General features: G+C 70.4%; 19 protein-coding genes and 1 pseudogene. 8 read left to right on the top strand and 12 right to left on the bottom strand.

Going from position 1 to position 22,057, the window contains the following annotated elements:
* Positions 1 to 12 precede the first annotated feature (12 nt).
* Positions 13 to 2,241 (bottom strand): telomere-associated protein Tap, encoded by a 2,229-nt coding sequence (tap, locus tag ACFU3E_RS33695; RefSeq protein WP_384167043.1) that lies wholly within the window; start codon positions 2,239 to 2,241, stop codon positions 13 to 15.
* Positions 2,242 to 2,444: 203 nt separating this feature from the next.
* Here tap and ACFU3E_RS33700 point away from each other — a divergent pair, with 203 nt between their 5' ends.
* The gene (locus ACFU3E_RS33700) at positions 2,445 to 3,413 is read left to right on the top strand and encodes an ankyrin repeat domain-containing protein (protein ID WP_384167046.1); all 969 of its coding nucleotides are present in this window, start codon (positions 2,445 to 2,447) and stop codon (positions 3,411 to 3,413) included.
* Positions 3,414 to 3,430: 17 nt separating this feature from the next.
* Complete coding sequence (locus ACFU3E_RS33705; protein WP_384167049.1) at positions 3,431 to 5,881, top strand: Helicase associated domain protein; 2,451 nt, start codon at positions 3,431 to 3,433, stop codon at positions 5,879 to 5,881.
* Positions 5,882 to 6,183: 302 nt separating this feature from the next.
* Here ACFU3E_RS33705 and ACFU3E_RS33710 read toward each other — a convergent pair whose 3' ends face one another.
* Together ACFU3E_RS33710 and ACFU3E_RS33715 are read right to left on the bottom strand one after the other, a co-directional pair.
* A complete protein-coding gene (locus ACFU3E_RS33710) occupies positions 6,184 to 6,471 on the bottom strand; it encodes an NIPSNAP family protein (protein WP_384167052.1) in 288 nt (95 codons plus the stop codon).
* Positions 6,472 to 6,488: 17 nt separating this feature from the next.
* Positions 6,489 to 6,959: a GNAT family N-acetyltransferase gene (locus ACFU3E_RS33715; protein WP_384167055.1), complete on the bottom strand. Its 471-nt coding sequence runs from the start codon at positions 6,957 to 6,959 to the stop codon at positions 6,489 to 6,491.
* Between the two features lie 331 nt (positions 6,960 to 7,290).
* Between ACFU3E_RS33715 and ACFU3E_RS33720 the strand changes: the two genes are divergently transcribed.
* Complete coding sequence (locus tag ACFU3E_RS33720; RefSeq protein WP_384167058.1) at positions 7,291 to 7,476, top strand: hypothetical protein; 186 nt, start codon at positions 7,291 to 7,293, stop codon at positions 7,474 to 7,476.
* A 236-nt stretch (positions 7,477 to 7,712) separates the two neighbouring features.
* Entirely contained in the window at positions 7,713 to 8,237 is a 525-nt protein-coding gene (locus tag ACFU3E_RS33725) for a hypothetical protein (RefSeq protein ID WP_384167061.1), read from the top strand.
* Between the two features lie 233 nt (positions 8,238 to 8,470).
* Here the strand turns inward: ACFU3E_RS33725 and ACFU3E_RS33730 are convergent, their stop codons facing one another.
* From ACFU3E_RS33730 to ACFU3E_RS33745, 4 genes are all read right to left on the bottom strand, one after another.
* Complete coding sequence (locus tag ACFU3E_RS33730; RefSeq protein WP_384167064.1) at positions 8,471 to 9,412, bottom strand: hypothetical protein; 942 nt, start codon at positions 9,410 to 9,412, stop codon at positions 8,471 to 8,473.
* A gap of 535 nt (positions 9,413 to 9,947) precedes the next feature.
* Entirely contained in the window at positions 9,948 to 10,745 is a 798-nt protein-coding gene (locus ACFU3E_RS33735) for a hypothetical protein (RefSeq protein ID WP_384167067.1), read from the bottom strand.
* Between the two features lie 180 nt (positions 10,746 to 10,925).
* Complete coding sequence (locus ACFU3E_RS33740; RefSeq protein WP_384167070.1) at positions 10,926 to 11,762, bottom strand: hypothetical protein; 837 nt, start codon at positions 11,760 to 11,762, stop codon at positions 10,926 to 10,928.
* Positions 11,759 to 12,856: a PIN domain-containing protein gene (locus tag ACFU3E_RS33745; RefSeq protein ID WP_384167073.1), complete on the bottom strand. Its 1,098-nt coding sequence runs from the start codon at positions 12,854 to 12,856 to the stop codon at positions 11,759 to 11,761. Before ACFU3E_RS33745 ends, ACFU3E_RS33740 begins: the two co-directional genes overlap by 4 nt.
* A gap of 51 nt (positions 12,857 to 12,907) precedes the next feature.
* Between ACFU3E_RS33745 and ACFU3E_RS33750 the strand changes: the two are divergent.
* Positions 12,908 to 13,126: pseudogene (locus ACFU3E_RS33750) on the top strand (hypothetical protein); the annotation flags it as partial.
* A 231-nt stretch (positions 13,127 to 13,357) separates the two neighbouring features.
* Here ACFU3E_RS33750 and ACFU3E_RS33755 read toward each other — a convergent pair.
* The 4 genes from ACFU3E_RS33755 to ACFU3E_RS33770 form a co-directional block, all read right to left on the bottom strand.
* Positions 13,358 to 13,948, bottom strand: coding sequence for a hypothetical protein (locus tag ACFU3E_RS33755; protein WP_384167076.1), 591 nt, complete (start codon positions 13,946 to 13,948; stop codon positions 13,358 to 13,360).
* Between the two features lie 83 nt (positions 13,949 to 14,031).
* The gene (locus tag ACFU3E_RS33760) at positions 14,032 to 14,289 is read right to left on the bottom strand and encodes a hypothetical protein (RefSeq protein WP_384167079.1); all 258 of its coding nucleotides are present in this window, start codon (positions 14,287 to 14,289) and stop codon (positions 14,032 to 14,034) included.
* Between the two features lie 311 nt (positions 14,290 to 14,600).
* Complete coding sequence (locus tag ACFU3E_RS33765) at positions 14,601 to 15,623, bottom strand: DUF4238 domain-containing protein (RefSeq protein ID WP_384167100.1); 1,023 nt, start codon at positions 15,621 to 15,623, stop codon at positions 14,601 to 14,603.
* Between the two features lie 41 nt (positions 15,624 to 15,664).
* Entirely contained in the window at positions 15,665 to 17,017 is a 1,353-nt protein-coding gene (locus ACFU3E_RS33770; RefSeq protein ID WP_384167082.1) for a hypothetical protein, read from the bottom strand.
* 455 nt (positions 17,018 to 17,472) lie between these two features.
* On the opposite strand from ACFU3E_RS33770, the gene ACFU3E_RS33775 reads away from it, so the two are divergent.
* Both ACFU3E_RS33775 and ACFU3E_RS33780 read left to right on the top strand, forming a co-directional pair.
* Positions 17,473 to 19,884, top strand: coding sequence for a hypothetical protein (locus ACFU3E_RS33775; protein ID WP_384167085.1), 2,412 nt, complete (start codon positions 17,473 to 17,475; stop codon positions 19,882 to 19,884).
* The gene (locus ACFU3E_RS33780; RefSeq protein WP_266675607.1) at positions 19,881 to 20,291 is read left to right on the top strand and encodes a hypothetical protein; all 411 of its coding nucleotides are present in this window, start codon (positions 19,881 to 19,883) and stop codon (positions 20,289 to 20,291) included. Before ACFU3E_RS33775 ends, ACFU3E_RS33780 begins: the two co-directional genes overlap by 4 nt.
* Positions 20,292 to 20,365: 74 nt before the next feature.
* Here ACFU3E_RS33780 and ACFU3E_RS33785 read toward each other — a convergent pair whose 3' ends face one another.
* Entirely contained in the window at positions 20,366 to 21,247 is an 882-nt protein-coding gene (locus ACFU3E_RS33785; protein ID WP_384167088.1) for a hypothetical protein, read from the bottom strand.
* 185 nt (positions 21,248 to 21,432) lie between these two features.
* Here ACFU3E_RS33785 and ACFU3E_RS33790 point away from each other — a divergent pair, with 185 nt between their 5' ends.
* Complete coding sequence (locus ACFU3E_RS33790) at positions 21,433 to 21,600, top strand: hypothetical protein (RefSeq protein WP_384167091.1); 168 nt, start codon at positions 21,433 to 21,435, stop codon at positions 21,598 to 21,600.
* Positions 21,601 to 22,057 lie beyond the last annotated feature (457 nt).

A 22,057-nucleotide genomic window follows, 5' to 3' on the forward strand; every position in this document is an offset into this window, starting at 1 on the left:
GGCGTAACTCTCCTACTTTCCAGTGTCCTTGGCGGTGACCTCGCCGGTCTTGATGTAGCGGGCGAGGTTGGCGACATGGCCGTCGGCGCCGAGCTGCTCGAGCACGTCAGCCCCCCACAGCACGCTCTGGGTGCCCTCGTGCTTGACCATCCCGGGCGAGACGCCGAGCCGGAACGAGCCCGGCACGGTCTTGCCGTCGGCGCGGTACGGCAGCACGTCCAGGGGGCTGGGCCCGTCGGCCGCGTACACGGCGCAGTCGGACAGGACCGCGACCGGGTAACGGCCGGTGGCCGCCGCCAGGGCGAGCATCTTGCGGTGCATGTTGACCCGGGCCCGGGAGATGACGGTCGCGCGGATGTCCGGCCGCCAGGTCGGGCGGGCCAGGGCGGGCCAGGCCTGCCCCGGCTTCCAGCCGCCCCCGCGTGCCTTCTCCTGCAGCTTGCCGATGCCGCCCTTGACGGTCATCTTGACCGCGTCCACCACGATCCCCAGCTCCGGATCACGGCTCTTGTAGCCGTCCATCGCCTGAAGGAACTGGTGCGGGGACAGCTTCTCCGCGACGCCGAGGTCCGCCATGGTGGCGACGTAGGCATCGCGCAGCCGCTTGTACCAGCCGTCCAGGAACCGGCCGCTCTCCCGGCGCAGCCAGGCCTCGGCGGGGGTGACGTCGTAGCCGAGCTCGACGGCGTAGGCCACGGTGGGCGTGGCATACCAGGCCGGACCGGTCGGGCGCTGGCCGCTCGACGTGAACGGGCTGGGCAGCAGGCCACCGTCGAGGTCGCGCCACTGCTTGCCGACCTTCACCCGGGACAGGTCGACGTGGGAGAGGTCGACCAGCCAGGAACCGGGCACCGCTGGGTCGAAGACCGGATCGGTGACGTGCTCGGGCGGCGATGACAGCCCGACGACCGCACCGTTGGCGGCTGCACCGAAGGCCAGGTTCACATCCAGGCCGACCAGGTGCCCCTGCATGCACTCGGCGTCGGTGAGGTCCCGCGCCCAGTCGTAGGCCTCCTCGAACAGCCGCTCGCCGGGGCCGCGCACGTGGAAGCGGGGCAGATGGGCCAGGACGGGGTGTCCGTCGATCGCCTCGCACGGCGCCGGGCCTACCGGCTCTGTGCCCAGTGACCCGGGCCGGTGCTCGCGGTGCCGCCGGCCGTCGGCGTCCGGCTCGCTCGCGCGGGTCGGCGGGTTGAGCGCGGTCATCAGCTGCAGCCCCGTCACGGCCGTTGAGCCGACCGGCGTCATCACCCGGGCCGCATACACGCCCAGCACCCGGGCGAGCTCAGGCGGCGGCAACTGGGCGGCGTGGCCCCAGGAGCGGTCGTCCAGGGCACGCCAGGAGGGGATGCACAGCTGTACGCACTGGCGGCGGCTGCCGTGGGCGGGACGGTAGATCCGCGCCCACGGCCCCAGCCCGCGCTTGGTGAGCTGCCAGTCGGCGCGCTCAAGCTGCTTGATGACCTTGTGTCCTTCCGGCAGCCGCCCGGCAAGCCGCTCGGCCTCGGACAAGACGGCGGGCAGGCCGTAGCGCTCGCACGCCGCCTCGGTGAGCACCAGCAGCGGGTCGCCGTCCTTTCCCGAGCCGTGCAGCTTCTCCGACCCCAGCCGTGCCTCGGTGAGCGTCCACTCCACCAGCGCAGGCAGCGACTTGGCGGGCACGTCCAGGATCAGACCGCCGACGCCGTAGCCGGTCACCTGCCGCTCGGTGTCGGCGTCGAGGACGAGCAGCGGACCGTGCGCGTAGGCACCGCCGGGCGCGGGGGTGTTCGCCGGGGCGGCCTTCCTCGCAGTGGGGCGCCGCGAGCTCTGCGGCGCCCGCTCGGCACGCGGCACCGGCCGCTGGGTCGCTGCCGGGTGCCGAACGGGCGCTGGGGGAGCGGCCGGGGGTTCCTCGGCCTCCGCCGTGGCAGTAGTTTCCGCTGCCCCGCCCGTGAGCCGCGCCTGCGCTGCGGGTGCTGCGGTGCCCGGGTCCTCCTGCGGGGCGCCGGTGTTTTCGGGGGCGGGGTAGAGCGTGGCGAGCTGCTTCAGCAGGCGCGCGTACGCCTCCCGCTCCGGCGGCCGGGGCTCTGTCCGGCCCGACTCCCAGCCGCCCACGGTCGCCCGCCGCACGCCCAGAGCGGCGGCCACCTCGTCCAGGGTGAGCGCGTGAGCCTGGCGCAGCCGCCTGCGCTCAGCCGGCGGCGGCAGCGGGGAGCGGGACGCGACCAGCGCGTCGACCGCGTCGAACAACTCGGACATGGGACACCTCCGTCCCTGACCCTACCCCTGAAACGAACCTATCGCGTACTAGTAGCGCATGGATCGCGTACATTGAGCGTACGAACGGTGTTCGGGGTGATAACGTCACAGCGGACCTGGATGGAGGCAGCGGCCTGTAGCGCACGTGTGCTCGGGGCGGGCCGAAGTGGCGCGAGCGCATGCGACGTGTTCGAGGGGGAGCGGTGGCGGCAACGAGTGACGGCTGGGCGGGCATGGGCTGGGACTGGACGGATGCCGACGACATCCGCCGACGCCTGGACCAAGGAGCCGATCCGGAGAGCTGGAACGGGAGCAGGCCCCTGCATCGGGCAGCGGTGTTCGGCTCTCCGGAGGCCGTTGCGGAACTGGCCCGCCGGGTTGCGGATGTGGACGCGCTGGAGAACGGAGTGACGGCACTGTGGGAAGCCGTCCTGTCCAGGAAGCCGGCCAACGCACGGGCGCTCGCCGCCGCCGGGGCCGATCCCTGGCGGCTATCGCTCGGCGGCTGGTCGCCGGGGCGGCTGAGCCTGGCCGGACCGACGCCCGAGCTGTTCCCGGTACCGGAAGGGGTGTCCCTGAGCGACACCGAGCGTGCGGCAGCGCAGGAGGCCCATCGCCTCACCACGGTATTGGGCGAGTTCTACTACGACGGCACGGGCCTGGCCTGCGTGGCCGGTATCGACGCGGCCGAGGCGGTGCGCCGTCTTGAGGCGACGCCGGTGGTGGACGGCGAACTCCTCGAAGTGCTGAATGAGCTGCTGGAGGACCCCTACGCCTACGACATGGACGAGAGCCTGCACATCGTCGGCGTGACGTCCGTGCCGGGCGGCTGCGTCGTCACCCAGCCCTGGGGGTACGCGCCGCAGATGCCGGGCGTACTGGCCCGGCTGTCCGCCGGCACCCTCTGCTACGGCCTCTACGCCAATCCCAAGAGCGGCAACCAGGGCAGCATCGCCCGTCATGGAACGATCGAGGGTTCGGACCTGCACCCGGGCGGAGGACCGGACGAGAACGACACCTGCGCGGAGGTGCTGGCCTCGTACCTCTACCAGCACGACGCCGTCGCCTACGCCTGCGCCTTCGCAGGACTGCGTCCGACCGGCAGGCGCGCCGTGACTGGACCGCCCGATGTGTGGGTGGAACTGCCCCGCCGCGACTACTGGAGTCTCTGACTCAGAGAGGAGCTGTCATGACGGTGGTGGAACTGCCGCGCCCCGGCCGCCCCGAGCCCGCGCGGCTCTTTCCCGACCAAGCCGAAGCGGTCAAGCGGCTGGCCGGGCACCTGCGGCGCGCGGGAACGCGAGGATTGTTCGTCTCGGCGACGGGCACCGGCAAGACGCTGGTGTCGATCCGCACAGCGGACGAACTCGGCGCGCGGCTGGTGCTGTTTGTGGTCCCCACCCTGGACCTGGCCGCGCAGACGGCGCTGGCCTGGCGCCGCGACGGTCACCTGGAGCACATGGTGATCGTCTCCTCCCTGGACACCAGCGGCCGCGACGACCTGGTCGCGGCCCGGGTCATGTCGACCACGAACCCGCACGCGCTGAGCGGGCTGATGTCGGTGGTGGGGGAGGGGGAGGACCAGATCCGTGCGCTGACGGTGATCTGCACCTACGACTCCCTGGACAAGATCGAGCAGACCCAGCGCACGGGGTACGCGGTGCCGCCGTTCGACCTCGCGGTCATGGACGAGGCACACCGGATCGCAGGCCGCGCCGACAAGAAGTGGGCGATCGTCAACGACGCGCAGCGGATCCGCGCGGACCGCCGCCTCTACATGACCGCCACCCCTCGCATCTTCGCCGCGCCGGAGCTGGCGGAGTCCGCCGACACCACCCGCCCACGCCGCCGTGCCACCGGGCCGAACCGGGACACGGACGTGGACGCGTTCGCCAACTCCATGGACAACGAGGCCGTCTACGGCAAGAAGATCTTCGAGTACCCCCTCGCGCAGGCAGTGGCCGACGGCCGCGCCGCGGACTACCGCATCGTGGTGCCCACCCTCACCGACACCGACCTGCGCCGCCGCCTCAACCTGCCCTCCCCGAGCAGCGCCCCCGCCGCCTCCCGGTCCGGCGACGACAACGAAGGGGACAGTGCGCTGCGCACCACTGCCCTGCACCTGTCCGTCCTGCGCGCCATGTCCGAGCACGGCCTGAAGAAGGTGCTGGTCTACTTCAACCTCGTCTCCGACGCCCGCCGCTTCGCCCGCGAACTCCCGCACACTCTGCGCCTGCTGGCCCGCACCGACCCCGACCTCGTACCGGACATCACCCCGCAGCTGTTCTTCGCCCACGGCGAGCACACCCCCGCCCAGCGCGCCGACACCTTCACCGCGTTCGCCGCCGCCGACTGCGCGATCCTCGCCAACTCCCGCCTGATCGCTGAAGGCGTCGACATCCCCAGCGTCGACGCGATCGTCTTCGCCGACCCCACCCGCAGCGTCATCCGCTGCGTCCAAGCCCTCGGCCGCGCCCTGCGCCTCGACGTGAGCGGCAAGACCGCCTCACTGATCGTCCCCGTCTACGTCCCGCCCGGCGCCGACGGCGAGAACATCCTCGGCACTCCTTACGAACCGGTGTGGGCGATCGCCTGCGCACTGGCCAGCCACGACCACCGCATCCTCGAGCGCCTCCCGGACAAGGCCAACCGCCTGCCGAAGGAGACCAGCGACGTCATCCAGCGCCGCTGGCACTTCGACTTCACCGTCCACCCCGAACGCATCGCCCAAGCGATGGATCTGGCGTCCTTCGACCCCCGCGACCCGGCCGTCTCCCGCTCCCGCCGCCTGGGGCTCGCCGCCGCACAGTCCTACCGCGACCAGTACGGCCACCTCGACGTCCCCGCCGACTACACCGACCCCACCGGCTACCGGCTCGGCACTTTCATCACCACGATGCGCGACGCCCGGACCGCCGGCCGCCTCGAAGCCGACTGGACCGCCGAACTCGACGTCCTCGGCATGATCTGGGATAAGCACGACGCCGCCTGGCGTGCCCGCCGCGCCGCCGCCGCCGACTACCTGCGCACCCACGGCCACCTCGCCGCCCCCGCCACCACCCCTGTCGGTTCCTGGCTCGCCGAACAACGCCACCTCGCCACCAAGAACACCCTCGATGCCGCACGCGCCGACGCCCTCACCGCCCTCGCCCCCGACTGGCGCCTCCCGCACGGCGCGGACTGGCACCGCAAATACCACCTGCTGCGCACCCACCTCGCCTCCGGCGCCGACCCGGCCGCCCTCACCCGCGACACCCTCCTGGCAGGGGTGAAAATCGGCTCCTGGCTCCACCGCCAATTCACCACCTGGCCCGCCCTCCACCCCGGCCAGCAGCACCTCATGACCGCTCTCGGCCTCACCCCCGACACCAACCCCCTCGCCCCGGCCCGCCGCATCCGCCGCACCTTCGAACAGACCGTCCAGCTCCTGGAACTCTTCCTCCACCGCGAAGGCCGCGCCCCCACAGCCCGCGAGACCATCCGCGTCGACGGCGACACCGTCAAGATCGGCGCCTGGCTCGCCAAAGCCCGCACCAAGCACCGCACCGGCCAGCTCCCTGAGACCCATGTCCGCCTGGTCGCCGCCCTCTTCGACGGGGACTGGACAACCGAGGACGCCGTCCCGGCCGTCCTGGTGTAGGAGGGCTTCACGGCTCGACTGCGGGAAGAGCAGTCAAGCCAAGAGACGGCCGGTCAGGACCGGTTGGACCGACGGCGTCTCGTGCCTGGCGGACGGCCCCGGTACCTGGTGCGCCGGGCGGTTATCGACCGCAGTGGTCCGCAACAAGCCCGTCGTCCGCCGTACGAGCAGCACCCGGCGTGGGCCGACGTGGCAGAGTTCCCACAGACTCCCGTTTACGACCGCCTCGTCGCCGAGCGCGGCGACGTCCCCGCCGGGCGACAGCGACAGCGCCCTTCGCTTGGCGCCGGGCCGGCGCGCGGTCAGTAGTGCTGCTCGACTGTACGGTCCTCGGTGTGCAGGAGGTAGTCGTCCGGGTCGAGGCCCGCCGCCTTGCGCTCGGGCGATGCCCAGTACTGAGCGTTGCGTTCCTCAAAGGTCCCGGGCCCCTTGTAGGAGATCAGCCACACGAACTGGTTGCGTTCCCGGTCCACCCAGGCCCCGCCGGTCTCGAAGCCCCACTTCCGCCGCAACGGCACGACGTCACTGCGCCACCGCTCAACCCACTCGTCGAGCAGTCCGTCACGGACGGTGTAGGTACGCAACTGCAAGATCTCGGGAGCCTCCTTCACACGCTGCGCTCCAGCATGGGCCGCGGACGGCGACCCGTCGAAGGAGTCCGGAATCTGGTCGGCGAGGCGAGATGCTCGCACACCCCGCCGAACTCGGGCAGCGCAACCCGAAACTCCTCCTCCAGGACGGGGAAGAACTTCCTGGCCTGGGGTGACTGGTGGGTCGTCTGCCAGGCGTAGCCGGGGCCGTCGGCCAAGGCCCGGCGTATCAGGCGACGCCCGAGGCCCTGACGGTGACGGTCGGGATCGATGGAGATTTTGTTGATGCTGCCGACGCGGCAGGTGTCACACACCCTCCACACCAGACGGCCGATGTTGTACCCGCCCCGGTCGAACATCCGCAGGTTGCGGTGTCCGGTCGGATGCTGCGGCGGCCAGTACAGAAACCGAACGTCCCGATGCCGGGTCGTCAGCAGGATCCAGCGCCACCGCAGCGGGGAGAGGGATCCGGGAACGGGAGGTGCCACCGGCTGCTCCTTTCCAGATCGGCTCGGAGGCGACGAAGCACTCGCACCGCGCACGGCCGGGACCGCGGCCCGGATACTTCTCTGTCCACAGCGCGGGCACGGCATGCCGCTGAGCGCCGGGATGTTCCCTGAACGGGCGACAACCGCGCGCAGAGCGGCGCCCCGGCGGCCCATGCCCGCCTGCTTGCCGCGCTCTTCGACGGCGACTGGACAGCAGAGGTCCTCCTTCCCGCCGCCCCAAGCTGAACGCTCGCCGCCAGCAAGGCGTTACCCGGGCCCGTATGCTGCGTCAGTCCGGCGTACCGCCCGCTGAAAGGGAAACCGCCCCACCGTGTTCCAGCAGACCCCCGTCTACGACCGCCTCGTCGCCGAACGCGGCGACGTCCCCGTCCAGGTACGCGGGGAAGCCGACCGGATACACCGCGACCTGGCCCAGGTACTGCGCCAGACGTCCACCTCCCAGCCGAGCGCGCCGCAGAGCGTCTTCGACCCGAAGGCCCCTCCCACCGCCCTGTAAGGGCTCAGGTCCCGGGAAATCAACCGTGACGCGGGGAGGACGTTCGTCGTTGTCCGGGCGGTGCCGCCCCTTTCCTGCCGCGCTGTGACGGTGCCCGGCCGAGTGCCGCGTCAGCCCACGACTGACCCGGACTGGTAGGTCCCAGACGCGCCGCGTCACTCACAGCGCCCCGCCGTGCGGCCCCGGCCGCCCGACAGGCGCCGGATCGTGGGGTCGGCCGGGAAGACGGCACCGCCATGACCTCACCCCACCCGCGAAGGCGCCCCCAGCGGCGCAGCGAGATCGCCCGTGGCCCGCAGCAAACCGCCGGCCTGCAGGAAGTCCGCGACGCCCTGCCGCCCGCGCCCGGGGCCTGCGCCGTGGCGCCCGCTCCGCTCCCGGCCGACGAGGGCGTACCGCCCGAGCTGCTGGCGCTGGTCACCCACCACTGCCGTCACATCAACGCCTACCTCGCCCGCGCCCAGCACCTGAAGACCCTGCACGGCGACAGCATGAGGCAATGGCAGCGCTTGGTCCTGTACGCCCTGACTGACGCCCTCGCCCACAACCACCTCCTGGTCGGCACCCTCGCCGCCTACCTCCAGCGCCAGGACCTCGACGCCGACCTGCTGCGGCGTTACCTGCAATCCCCCGACCCTGACCGCTACATCACCCGTGAGGCCGTCCAGCACCTCGACGGTCTCACCGGCGCCGTGCCCGAGGAAGCGGCCGAGCCGGTCTGGACCGGAATCGGCCGGCGGATTGCTCGCGACGGCGGCTGACGACCGCGCCAGCTCGATGCTGAGCGCGATGTTCTCCGCGGGCAGGAATGCGTCGCGAGCGCCGGGCCCGGGCGTGGTAGGCGCGGCGCAGGCCGCACTCACCCAGGCCGAGAAGGACCTCGCTGGCGTCCGGCAGCGAGGTCGGCCGGTGCGGAGGGCAGGGCACGGAGCCCGACGTCGTACGCCATCGAGCCCAGGGCGAGGGCCACGAGCGGCCACACGAGCGGGGGCGCTCATCGGCCGCTCACCGTGGCCGCCTCGGCCGCGGTCGAGCTGCCGGTGATGCGCCTAGCAAGCCGCTTCACCTTCCGGCGGACCTTCGCGCCCTGCCTCTCCGGCTCCGCAGCACCAGCGGCCATGGCCGCTTCGGCCCAGGTGGTGACCCCACGGGCGCCGAGAGCGAGAGTCACCGCTCGCTCGGCCGGGGAGAGGACCTTCAGAATCTCGATCAGGCGCGAGTCCTCGAAGCCGGTCTCGAAGCCGGGGTCGACGGCGGCTTGTCCGCAGACCAGGTCGTACAGGGTCAGCCCGTCGCCGAGCGGGGTGTCGAGCAGCAGCAGCCGCGACTTGTTGAGTTTGCGGCGCCAGACCGGGGTGAGTTGCCGGTGGATGACGCTGGCCTCTGACTTCAGCTTGTCCAAGGCCTCAGGGGTCAGGTGCCCTTGGTCGTAGAGAGGGTCCGCCCAGTTGCCGAGCAGGGCGGTGGAGACCGGCTCGTTCCATCCGCTCCACCTCTTCAGCACCTTCGACGTGAAGGAGTGAATCGTGGGTCCGTCGCCGGCGAGCGCGGCCTCGCGGGCGCTCAGCGCCTGGATCACCTCGGGGACCGGGATGTTCAGAGCCCGGAACCCGGACTCGATGGTCTGGTTGGCCGGGTGGTCGGCCTTGAGGACCGCCATACCGGTCGTGGTGGTGATCAGCGTGGGAGGGGCGACACGGTCGAACGGCTCCGGAAGGTCGAACGTGCCGTCCATGTCGAGGGCGATGCTCCCGTCCTCCCGGAGAGTCACGGTATCGCCGGCGCTCCCGCTCCACTGGGCCGGGAACAAGGCCATGACCGCGGCGCCGTTATGGGACTCGTAGTTGAACTGGCTGATCCGCTCCGCTAGTTCGGTCTGGACGGAGCAGTCATCCTCGACCATGGTGTAACTGGGCGTCGGGTCCTCGGTGGCCATGGGTGCCTCCTTGTCGTGGAAATCCTTCTCCTCTCGGTCCCGCCGCGGACCCGATCCGACAACGCACCCCCCGAATCATCCTGTGATCCACATCACAGCTCGCGGAGGCGGCGAGCCAGCAGCAACAGCCGACGGGCATGAACGTCGCCCGCGGCGGCCCCCACACGCCGCCCTCACGGCCGGGGTGGATGGCCTTCACTCGTCATAGGGCTCATACGGGCGGGTGGCGCTGATCAACGGCAGACCAATGCGCGACTCACGACCTCTTTGCGGAGGCGTCGGCTGCTCCGGCCACGACAGCGGGACGCCCTGGCCGCAAACCCGCGCGCGCTTCCGTGCCCGAGAACCCTGCATCGGTGCACAGTAGCCACAGTGGCTTCTGCGCCCTCGCCCATTCCAGTCCGAGCGGGGACCGGTGGACGTTTCCAGGTAGTCGGCGAGTCAGTCGCTCTTTGCCCTCACCACGGGGTGGGAGAGGGTCTGTCCCACCAGCCGCGAGTCGGTCGTCGACCGGGGGCGCCCCGTACGCGGTCGCTCAGAGCGTGAGCACCGGTCGGGTGGAGTAGTTGTCGTACAGGCCCTCACCGTCGGGTCCTTGCACGAACTCGGCCGTCTCGGGGTTGCGGTTGGCGGTCGCCAGGGGGAGCCAGGCCAGCAGGTGGCCGTAGCCTCCGCACACCGACTCGCCTCCGTCGCCGCCGTGGACGGCGGTGACATCGCTGGTCAGCTCGGCGCGGTAGGTGTCGTAGGCGATGTGCAGGCCGAAGGCGTTCAGCTCGTTGTGCGGGCCGGTGTCGTCGCCGTAGGGGATGCGGTCGAGGGGACAGTCGTCGCCCCACCGCCACAGGGTGTTGGACCCGGCGCCGCAGGCGTGTTCCCACTCGTCGGGGCTCGGCATCCGCAGACCACGGGCGGAGAGGACAGCCGGTATGTCGGCCGGGGGTTCGGTCAGGGTCTCGTCTTCCACGGCCATGAGGACGGTGTCCAGGTGGACGCTGCGGGGAGCGCTGAGGATCCGTGTGAGGTGGGTCCGCAGATCGGGCCCGTAGCCGTAGCCCTGCTCCCGGCTCTCGGCGTAGTCGGCGGCCTGCTGCGCGGTCGGCTGCCAGGTGTTGAGGTCGAAGCCCAGGGACACCCGGCCTCCGGGTATCAGCGCGAACTCCTGCCCGTCCCGTTCGACCAGGGCGCGGTGCAGCGGGGCGCCAAGGTGTTCGGTGGCTTCGACGTGTGAGAGCCGGCCGCCCACGTGGTCAGCGGCCTTCTGGGCGATCCGCCGGGCGGTGACCTCGTCGAAGGTCCGCCACAGGTCGAAAGTGAGATCAGCGAGCGACATGGCCGGCAGTGTGGCACGCGGCACTGACACAGCACCGAAAGACGAAAGCCACCAGGTACAGACACCGCCAACCAGGCACGCGGGTGAACCAGTTACTGGGTGACCCTGCCGATGCCTTGCCCAGGCCCACTGACCGAGCACGCCAGCAGCGCCCCTGCCCGCTCCCGGTTGCGGTGCCGCTTAGCCCGTCTCCCAGGCGGTGGTGAACAGCGCACATTCGAGGAGGTCGGGGGCCGCGCCGGACGGCCAGCTGTCATCTGCGGTCAGCTGGTCGGCGGCGGCGTGCATGAAGGAGAGGTAGACCCGGTAGCGGTGGGGCGACCAGTTCCCGTCCGACCACATCCAGGCAGCGATCGAACCGTCCACGTCGTGGCCGCTGTCACGGCCGACGGCAGCGGCCAGTTGCCGCAGACGCCTGGACAGCACGCGGTCGAGGATGAGCGGCCGCGGTCCGCGGGCGGGCGGCATGGCGATACCGGTGAAGTAGAAGAACTTGGTGAAGAACGCCGGCCCGAGCCCGGGAACCTGCCCCTGGAGCGCGGCGTACGCCTGAGGCGCACCGTACTCGTGCAATGCGGTGACCGCGGCGGCCAGTGCCGCGTCGAGGCCGTCGAAGGCCAGGATCTTGTGGAGGGTCGACGGTCCGCTGCCGCCGGGGGTACCGCGTTTTCCCTTGCCCCACACATAGGTGGCGACCAGCGCCTCCCGGAACGCCTCCCGCCGCAACGCGTCGGCGACGGCTGAGGCCACCTCCGCCCGGCTGACCGCAGCGTCACCGCCTGCGGAGGTGGGCGCCAGCGCCTTGGGCCACGGAGTGATCTGCGCCCACCGGCCGGGCGTGTACCGGATCGTGTGCGCGCCGGGTGTCCCGTCCGCGTAAGCAGCCGCATTCGTCTCCCACCAGCGGCCCAGCGCCCGTACAACGGGACCGGGCAGCAGGCGTGCGGCCATCTCGCGGTCCACCGCGTCCGCGCGGTCCTGGCGGCCCCGCCCGTCCTGCCCGTGCTGTCCGTTCACGAGCCGCTCCCTGCCTGACGTGCCGCCGAGTCGGCCGATTCCTGCGATTTGGCCTGCATTGGTACGCCCCCGCCCGGCATGAGCTCGGCGGCTGCCTGTTCCAGTTCCTGTCGGCGAAGCTCGCCGCCCTCGATCAGGTACGTGTCGGGCAAGGGCCGCGCAGGCAGCCCCCAGGTGCGGGCCCGGGTCCGTACGCCGATGTCGCGGCTGACGACGACCACCTCCGCGGGAGCGACGGCTTGGTGCAGACGCAGTGCCGAGGCCACCAACTCGTCGTCCGGCACAGCAAGGCGTGCGTGTCCAGGCTCATCGTCCGCGATGAACACGCAGGTTCCGTCGTCTGTTCTCGCTTTCTCGGGCCCCGCTTCCAGCACCGACTCCAGCAGCCGGAACACGCCGCGCGCCCGCCGGGAGATCTTCTTGTCCCCGGTCTGGTAGCTCTTGGTGTCGATCTCGTCCACCACGACGTGCGGCACCATGACCGCGGTGCCCTTCCCGAACACCTTCTGCCAGGGGACCTTGTCGAACCGCATGAAGTGCAGCGTGGTGTTCGTGTCCAGCACCGCGTAACGCACGGCACCGACACGCCCGTACCGCTCCTGCATGGCACGCACCCGGTTGGCCACAGATCTGAAGTAGTCCTGGAGCTCGACGATTTCCGCGTACATCATCAGCCGGGCCTCGTCCAGCGGCGCGGTGAGGATCGCCCGGTAACGGCCCGCACGGAGCCGTCCCGCGATCGCCCGGTCGGTGAACCGCCGGTTGAGCTCCTCAGCGGCTTTCCAGGTCCACTCGTCGTACCGCGCGCGCACGGCACGCATCTCGACCTTGGCATCCGCGCCCGTTCTCATCATGGGAGGGATCCGGATGGAGACGTCGTTCATGCTTCCGGCCACGAGATCGTTATCCAGGAAATTGATCGCCTCGGCGCAGGTCGTTCCGGCTCTCAGCATGCCCTTGTTCTCTCCCCCCGATGGGCTCGGTGCGCCCCATCGGGCCCATCCTGCCAGCGGCTGGCACCCGAAACCTCCTTGAGTACGGCCGCGCCGCCAGGGGTGAAGGGCGCGCTGCGCAAGATCAGCGCATCCGGTCAAGCGCGACGGCCTGGTCCCTTACTGGTTACGGCGCAGACAGATCGTCCCGCGATCGCCCGCCGCGGTATCGAGCCGGCCGGCCGCCTGGGTCGGCACCGCTGGGTGATCGTACGCACCATGTCCTGGCTCAACGGCTGTCGCCGCCTGCATCGCCGCTACGAACGCGCAGCCGACCACTTCCTCGCCTTCGCCGGCATAGCCTGCACTGCTCTGCTGCCGCAGAGCAGTGCAGGTCTAGGACTTGTGGCAGGTCAAGCGGGTGCTGCGTGAAGTTCGCGGGGGAGACCGTCTCACCATGCGCAACCGCCGCCAGCACGAGCGGACACCGGCCACGTACCGTCCGGCGGCGGCATGACCAGAGCGCAGCGCCGGGCAGAGATCCGCGCCATCGCCGATTACCTCGCCCTGGCCACGAGAGGTTTCACGGCGGGGTCGCGTTCGGTGACGTGTCGGGCGACTGAGTCGACGCCGGGGCGGCCGTGTTCGCTCCAGGGAGCGTGATCAGAAGCGGAACGGCCACCTACGCCTGCGAGGTTCTCTGAAGCCGGCGTACAGCTCGCGTACGCGCTCGGAGATGGCTTCGTAGGCGGCTTCCACTGCCTCGCTCGTCTCTTCGAGCGCTGTGTAGATGCCGACGCCGAGCGTGCCCCTCTGCATGCCTTCCTCGAACGTCGCAGGCGCGTCCTGGTACACGGTCCAGGCCCGGTCGGTGATGCGTTCGGCAGCCACCTTGACCAGCTCCCGTACCTTGTCGTCGAGGATGAATCCGACCTGTGCGTCGAGGGCGGCATCAGCCTCCCTGACGGCGGTCCGGCATTGCTCGGCGTGGTCGTCGGGTGGTTTCGAATAGCGGGGGTCGGGCCGCTTGGCGGAGATGAGCTCGTCTCCGTGATGGCGCAGGTCCCGCAGGAGCTGGTTGACCTCTACGAGGTGCTCCAGCTCGAACGCCTCACGCCGTTCGAGCTTGGTTCGGAGGAAGTCTTCCCGCCGCTCTCCGCGCTGGCGCTGGTGGTCGGCCCAGTTGGACACCTGGGTCAGCAGGCTTCCGAGGACGAGGCCCGCGAGTCCCCACCAGTACGTTGCCTGTTCCATGGCCGGAGTCTAGGCAGGGGTGGCCCGACCCAGGCCCGAGGACTCACCGGGTTGGAGAGTCAGGGTTCTCGGGGTGCCGGGGCTCACACAGACCTCACCCTCTGGGCAGCGCGCCGCACCGCCCGGGCCGCCTTCACTATGGCCGTGGGCCTGGCACCCGGCCCGTCGCCTTCAGCGTCCGCCGGAAGATCGAGATAGGCGCCGCGCAGCAGCGCCAGCACGTCCCGCTCGTCCGGCCCGGCGCTGCCCGCGACAAGGTCCGGTCCGAGGACGATCCGTTGCCGGTCGTCGCGGGTGTGCTCGGCGGCGTGCCGGGCGGCGAAGCGGGGGACTGCAAGCACGACGGCGTGATCGGGTTCGACGCCGTAGCCGGTACGGCGGCCAGCGAAGGAAACGGTGGGGGCCGTGCTGCTCGTACTGCGCGAGGTAGGCCAGTTCGGCGCCTACCGGTACTTTTTTTGGGGGGGGGAGCTGACCATGTGTGCGCCCAGCGTTCGGTCCGCGAGTGCCGCCCTGTTCCAGCTCCACCAGCGCCCCAACGCCTGCAGAGCCTCATCGAGCAGAACACGCGCGGCCAGTTCCCGGTCCACTGCATCCGCCCGTGCGTGTGCAACGGTCATCTCCGCCCGGATATGCGCCATACCCGGGGCCGTCAGGCAGGCCTCCCGCCGTCTGTCGCCGGGACCGGATGCTGATCTGTAGGCGTATGGCTGAGCTGTTCCAAGATGGCGCGCAGCTCACCGTGGCGGATCTCGGGATGGGCGGGTGCGGGGCCGTGCGGCTGCTGAGCGGGTGCCGCAGACAGCCGCGGCGGCCGGACCTCCAGGGGGGTGCTGGCGAGTCGCAGGTGGGTGGGCCAGGGCATGGACGGCGGCCGGTAGACGGCGTCCTGGCACCAGGTTGCGGCTCCGGCGTTGGCCTTGGCTGCGATTTTGTGGGTCAGGCCCTGATACGTGCGGTAGTGCGCGCGGGGCGTGGAGATCAGCAGACACGTCGGCGACAGCGGAGCGAAGACCTCGATCGTCTCGGGCAGCAGTGGGGGAGTGAGACCGAAGGTGCCGTCCTTGTGGCGCAGGGCCACCCCGCTGTCGGCCAGGACCAGCAACGGTTCCGCCGAGCGCAGCAGCACCAGGCGCCGATCTGGGACAGCGAGGAGGTCGCGCGTGCGCTCGAAAGCGCGGATCATGGCGCGCAGCGCCGAGCGCGGGTCAGCGATCAGGGAAGGGTCGGGTGCCGTCCGCACGGCCGTCCAGAACACCTCCAGACGCTCCGCTTCCGACAGCGGCCGTTCCAGCCGTTCCTCGCAATACCCAACCGCCTCCTGCGCCCACAGGACCGGGAACAGATGTCGGCCCACCTGCTCATCGAAAGATCTGAACGCCTGGGTACGCACCACCTGCCAGGCCAGCGCGTCCAGCGCGACCGCGTACTGCGCCCCATCCAGCGGCCATTGGCCCTCCCGCAAGGCGCGCAGAACCGGCGCACACGGGCCGTCGACGTGGCGGTCCAGGTACGTCTCCAGTGCCACGCGCCGCTCGCCCTCGGCGAGTGGGTCGGTGTTGAAGTGCCGAGCCACAGCCGCGCGCCGCACGGGGGTGCGATGCTCCGCGCCGCCGCGCCGCCGTCCGAGCACGTGTCCGTCCTCGGCGAAGGCCCGCAGCCAGTACTTCGGCACCAAGTGGTGCTCCTTGGCCGTGTTCGCTCCCACCCCGCCCCCTACAGCGCCGTACCGGCGGGGTCGGACGGTACCTGCCCGGCCGCGGCATGGCGCCAGGGGTAGCTGTCCCATCCGGCATCCAGCACGGCGTTGCGGGCGTGGGTGTGCCCCAACAGCGCCTCACGCATGGCGTAGGTGGAGCGCTGGGCGTCGGCAGCCCGCTCCAGCAGCAGCCGACCGACGGGGGCGTCGGTGATGGTGACCATGTTCTCCAGCTCGCTGATGCTGCACACCGTGACCGGCACCTTGGTGGCTGGCAACTGCGGCCGCTGCACCGGGGCGTTGACGATGTGGAACGGCTCCATCGTCACGATCAGCCCGTGCACGGGCCGGTCGTTGGGCACATGAGCGAACTCCTTCTGTCCGCCGACGATCAGAGCGGCGGTGTTGTCGATCTGCTCATAGGCGTGGCCGAGCATGCGCCTCACCTCGTCGATCCGCTGCTCGCCGGCCAGGCGCAGATGCGCGGTGGGCCGCACGGACTTCACCTCCACCAGCAGCACCAACTCCTCGGTGACGACGATCCAGTCGACGCTGAGCGCCTTGCTCCGGCCGTAGACGATTTCCGGCTGGACCGTCCCGTCGGGCAGCAGCCCGAGCTGGCGGCCGACGTAGGCCTCGAACAGGTCGCCCAGGTCCTGCGCGAAGGCGTCACCGAACCGGGCGACGCCGGTGTAATAGATGCCCAGCGGGCTCGCCTTGGCCGGGATCAGCTGGCTGACCGGCGCGAGGTAGCCCCGGCCGTAGCCCTTCACCAAGGGCGTGCCGCGCAGCGGGTTGTACTCGTAGCGACGCAGGAGTGGATCGGCGGTCATCCGGGCCCGCTCGTTGACCTGCCGGAAGGCGGCCACATCAGTCACGAAGTGCTTCTCGGCCACCGACAGGATGGTCGCGGCCGGGATCTCCGCACAGATTCGCTCCGCACCGGGCGCCTTGAGCGAGTCCGGATCGAACCGGCCGGCGCAGCTGATCGCCGACGCCCACAGCAACTGGGCGATGCCGACGTAGTGCGACAGACTCGTCCCCAGCAACTCCTCCTCCCAGCCCGGACGCAGACACCGCGCCTGGCGTGTTCCCGACGTCTGCGTGAGCATGGCTGCGGCACGCGCCAGATCCTGGAACACCGGCTCCTGGTAGGTCATCTGCTCCCCGGAGGCACGCAGCAGCCACCGCCCCAGAGCGTCCTCGTCGGTGTCGCGTAGGAAGTGGTCCTCCAGCCGCACGTACATGTCCAAGATCTGCAACAGGTCCGCATCGCTCGCGTCCTTGCGGTATTCGTTCCCATACGCCAGCGACACCCGGGCGGCATCAGCCAGCGCCCACGGCGTGTACTTCCGGTACGGGCTCTCCAACCACGACGACTCCAATGAATAGGTCGCCGACGCTTGGGCAATCAGCGGCAGCAGGGCACTGGGCCGGTGCCTGCGAACCCGCGCCACATAGTCCCGATCCCGTACCGCTCGACTGCCTGGTGCCCACGTCATGCGCTCAAGGATCTCGCGCCCGCGTCTGCGCTGTCCTGCCCATTACAGCCCGGCCCCCAGGGGCCAGCACCGGTGCCCGCGACCGATGTGCCCTCTGCGGACAGCCGCTGCGCCCCGTCGTCTACCCGCCTCTCGCCGCGCTGCGCCACGCGTACCTGCCGCCGCTGCGGCCCAGGGCCCCCCAGGGGGTGGCGCGGCCAGGAAGCGCGGGGCGGGGCGACGGTCCCCAGCACCGGGTCCCGGCCGTACGCGGTCGGCCCAGGGGGCCGCGACGAGACAGCAGCGGTACTTTTCCGGGCAAATCCCGAACAGCGGCTCGGACGGTGCTTCCTGACGGTTCAATAGTTAGGCGACTGCCCGCCCGGGTGGTGCCGCATGCTCTCCCACGCCCAGGTCACGGCCGGCGTGTGAAGCCGTTTCCGCTGCCCGACCGGCATCCGGAACGGGTGTGCGGTGCTCCGAGCGGGAACAGACGACCGACCGCCTCCGGCATCGTGTCGTTCCTGTCGGACTCCTGCCTGCCATCCAGGCCTGGGGCCGCGGCCGCGTACTCCCGTACCCGCTGCCGCCCCTCCGACTTCGCTGTGGAGCCGGCTGGAAGGACTTCGATGGCACAGACCTTCACCCCGCCACCTGCCGAAGACCCGTACGGGCTCTTGGACCGCCTGCAGCCGATTCAGCCCCCTGCCGGCCAGGCTCGCTCAGCACTCGTCAAGCAGTTCAAGGGCGACCCGCTCGGCGAGCTCGTCGCCGCCGCCGCCCTCGGCCCCGAAGCGGCCAGGCACATACGCGCCAAGTTCCCCAAGACGCTGCCCAGCGGGGACCGGGCCGAGCTGCGGATGTTCCAGTCGAGCCCGATCGCTGGCGCTCTCGTTCTGCAGCCGCGCCTGGCCGATGCCGAGGCATCCCCCGCCGACCCGCTCTACGACCAGCTCATCGAGGCGATCCAGAGCGGTGACACCCTGCAGGACCTGGACGACCTCGTCATCAGCGCCGGCAGGTTCAGCAGTGAGGACGGCTGGCTCGTCCTCGATGTCGACAGCCAGGACAGCCTCGAAGTCGCCGTCCGCCGCATCACCGACCAGACCCAGGAGCGCAACGACAAACGGTTCATGGTCGCCACCGAGGGCATCTCAGACCGCATCATCATGGTCCCCCTCATGATCCGGCACGGCGGCAAGGAAACCCGACGCTTCCTCACCGTGGACGGCATCTCACGCACCACTGCCGCCTTCGCCATCCTCGGCCTGGATCCCGCCGTATGCGCGGTCATGGCCCAGGACAGTGTCGGCGACCTCATCCGCGAGAAAGCCCGTGAAGTCAACGGGGAATTGCGCGACCTGCGCGAAGAGTCGACCCGTCTCCGTGCTCAGCCCGAGGAAGCCCGCGGTGAGGGCTGCGAGGCCAGCTTCGCCATGCGCGTCGCCGAGACCGCTGCCCGCTGGCGCGCCCTGCAGTGCGATGTCGAGCTCTGGAGCCCGGGCCCTGAGGTGGACGTCCACCGCTTCGTGATGGAGGTCGTCAGCCTGATCCACCACCAACAGCAGGCCCACTCCCACACCTCCAAGCGTCGCACCATCCACGAGGCTGTGCTGTCCGACTTGACGCAGGCCGCGCCACCGTCCCTCATCAAGCGCCAGCGCCAGCAGGACCGCAGCCCGCTCCGCAGCGGATGGGACTACCTCGACTGGGCCTACCAGACCATCGCCGATCTGATCGATCCCACATGGCGTCCGCACATCGCCGCGACCCTGCGCCGCGAACTGAAAATCAGCCGGTGCCACGCCAAGCAGTTCAGCGAGCTGGCCGGAGCCGTCATCAGCCGCCCCCTGCAGTCCCTCGACCGCAAGCACTGGAAGGGAAACGAGCACCAGCAGTCCCGACTTGAGATCGGACAGCGCGCGTGGACCCGCGACGCTATCCCCAAGCACGTATGGACCCGAAACGACCGCCTGCCGGACTACCGGGTGACGAAAGAGCAGCTGAAGGAATCCGCAGAGGCTGTCAGCAAGGCAGCCGCCGCCGCGCCTCAAGGGCTCGTGAACAACGACAAGCGAATCGAGACCGACGACGCGACGCTCGGCGACCACATCGCTTTCCTCCTCGTAGTCGGTGCCATCGCTACGACGTTCACGGGGGCACTGCGCACGGACACAGGATCCGGCCGCCCGACCGAGGACCTGCCGGAGGAGGACATCCCGGCAGCCTTCACCACGGCCTCGGTGTCCGTCGTCCTGGAAATGATGTACGCCTCACCGTGGGGCCCCAGGCAACTGGAGGAGAACATCACGGCGTTCGTGACCTCCTTCGACGAACGCCGACGCGCCAACCCCCGTCAGATCTCCGCACAGGCTCCGTACGGCCCGCTGGAAGACTCGAAGGCCGACAGCGCGTACATCCGCACCTTCGCGGCCAGTATCGAGAAGGGGCAGGCGGAGAAGCGGGAACAGAAGAGGCTGCAGGAGCGCGCCAAGCAGGCGAACCCGGTGGCCGAGGCGCTGGGGGTCCTGCCCAGCCAACTGCGGGCCGCCGAGACGTCCGTCCAGACGCTGCACAAGGCGAGCCTTTCCAAGATCACATGTTCCGCGGCGCTGATGGCCACGCTCCACGAGCAGGCGGACACAGTGGCCTTCCGACTGAAGGGCCTGAAGATGAAGCTCCAGGAACGGGAGCAGAAGGAGGCGGACGCCAACCTCAGCCGACCCGAGGAACCGGGCGACAGGGACACCCCATGACGGCGCTTCCCCCAGGGACCGCCCCACTGCTGCCAGGCACACCCCTGCGCAGGTCCTATGACCTGGCCGCAGACGCCCTGGGAGACCGGCTGCTGCGCCGGCAACCGGCCAAGATCGCCCTGTGGGCACTACCCGACTACGCGGGCGACGAGCATCAGGCGGTCTACCTCCTCGGATCGGGAACGTTCGACCTGCTCTACACGGGGTCCACGGGCCGCGGTCTCGGCACCGTCCGGGCGCGGGTCGACGAACACCGCCGGGACCCGCGCAAAGCCGAGGTCACCTGGGTACTGGTGCTCCCCATACAGCGCGATGCCGATGCGGAACAGGCCGAAGGGGAAGTCGGCCGTCTGCTAGGCAGACCGCGGCTCTCCCGGCGGCTCCCGCGGGCACACCGCACAGGCTGAGCAGCCCGGCCGCCCACGAGCTGACCAAAGTCCCGTGCTGCGGGCCCGGGCGGGGACACCCCCCGGGCCCGCCGTCAGACCGCGTCAGAGAGCGTCCGGGGGCGGGAGTGGACCAGGTGCATACCGAGGACGAGCAGCAGTTGCCGTCCGGCTTGGTCGAACTGTTCCTGGAGGGTGGGTTCGCGGAAGAGGTGGGCCAGTTGTCCGGCTTCGGTGGCGAGGTCACCGCGCTGGGCGAGGTAGCCGGCCGTGGATGCGCGGTGGATGGCCCGGGCTCGATCCAGCAGCGCGGCGTCCACCGTGCCGTCCACGGTGCGGCCCAACGCGGCGCACAGGGCCTCGACGCGGGTCACGACCGCCTCGACGGTCATCGGGGCCTGCGCGGGCCCGAGCGCGCGAACGAGGCCGCTGGCGGCGAACACCGACTCCGGCTCCATCACGTCCCGCACGACGTCCAGCAGCTCGGCCCGCCCCCGCACCGTTAGCGCCTTGCCGTTGCCCAGCTCGGTGATCACCCGCTCGAACCGGGTACGGGCCGTCTCGCCCGCCAGTTGATGCCCGACCTGCTCCAGCAGACCGACCGCGCCCTCGCGCGCCACCTCCTGGCTGCGCCTACCACGCCCCACCCACGTCGCCCAGGCCCGCTGCGCCTGCCGGGTGGGCACGTAGCCGTCCCACCACAGCCACATGGCCAGCGGCACCTGCGCGAGCGCGCTCAGGTGCGCGACCTGCTGCCGCTTGTCCAGCAGGAGCAGCAGCAGCCGGCGCTGGTTGGCGCTGTGCTCGGCCTTGTCCGAGCCACGCCGCCGCGTACGACGACGCGGCTGGTCCAGCAGCCCCTTGGCAATCCAGTCGTGAACCCGCCGCACGGTCATGTCCGGATAGCCGGCGGCATGGGCATCCGCCACCAGATCGTCGATGGTGCCAGGCCCGCTGATGCTCTCCCATGTGTACACGGGGTGGAAATTACATCGTTCTCCCGCCAACCAGGCCCCTGTTGAGGATGCAGCACTCACCTCCCTGCTGCCACGATCAATCACAGCAGCACAACAACCCGGCGGCCCCGCGAACCGCCCGCTGCACCACCCCCACGCCCCGCACAGCGCGCCGCCGCGCCCTGCCCGAACGAAGGACACCCACCATGCTGAAGAAGAACCGCGCTCTCTCCACCACCACGCACCCGGATGATGTGGCGCCCGCCCCCGCCGCATGGCGGCGCCTCGTCTCCGGAGCGCTCCTCACCGGAGCCCTCCGCCATATCGGAGCCCTCCTGGCCGGCCTCGCAGTGACCTGGTGGCAGAACGACTGAACCCGCCCGGGCATGAAGGGAAACTCAACACCTGGGTAACCGAGCCCAACTGACATCGCCTCACCCGCCCGGACACAACACAACAGCCCGGCCACCGAAATCTCCAACACAAGGGGGCACCCACCCCGAATCCGGATTCACCAAAACTTCCGAAGCGAAGGAAACAGCTGTCCACCCCCCAGACCACCTGCCTTGTAGCCAGCCGCCCGCGAATGAGGGCTGGGCCGGGAGCGTAGCGGACGGCCCCCCAAGGCTCCCTCCAAGGAGCGAAGCGACGAAGGAGCCGCCGGCTCGGAGCGTAAGCGGAGAGCCGGAAGGGCACCAGCCCAACCTCCGGATTCAGCGAAAGTTCTGACGGAAGGAAACACGGCTCGGAGCGCAGCGCAGAGCCAACTTCTCGCACCGCGAGGAGTCCCACTCCGTCACCCGCGCGCAGCACGGGGCTTCACTCCCAACT

The sequence above is a fragment of the Streptomyces sp. NPDC057424 genome (assembly GCF_042803315.1).
In the GTDB taxonomy this organism is placed as follows: Bacteria; Actinomycetota; Actinomycetes; order Streptomycetales; family Streptomycetaceae; genus Streptomyces.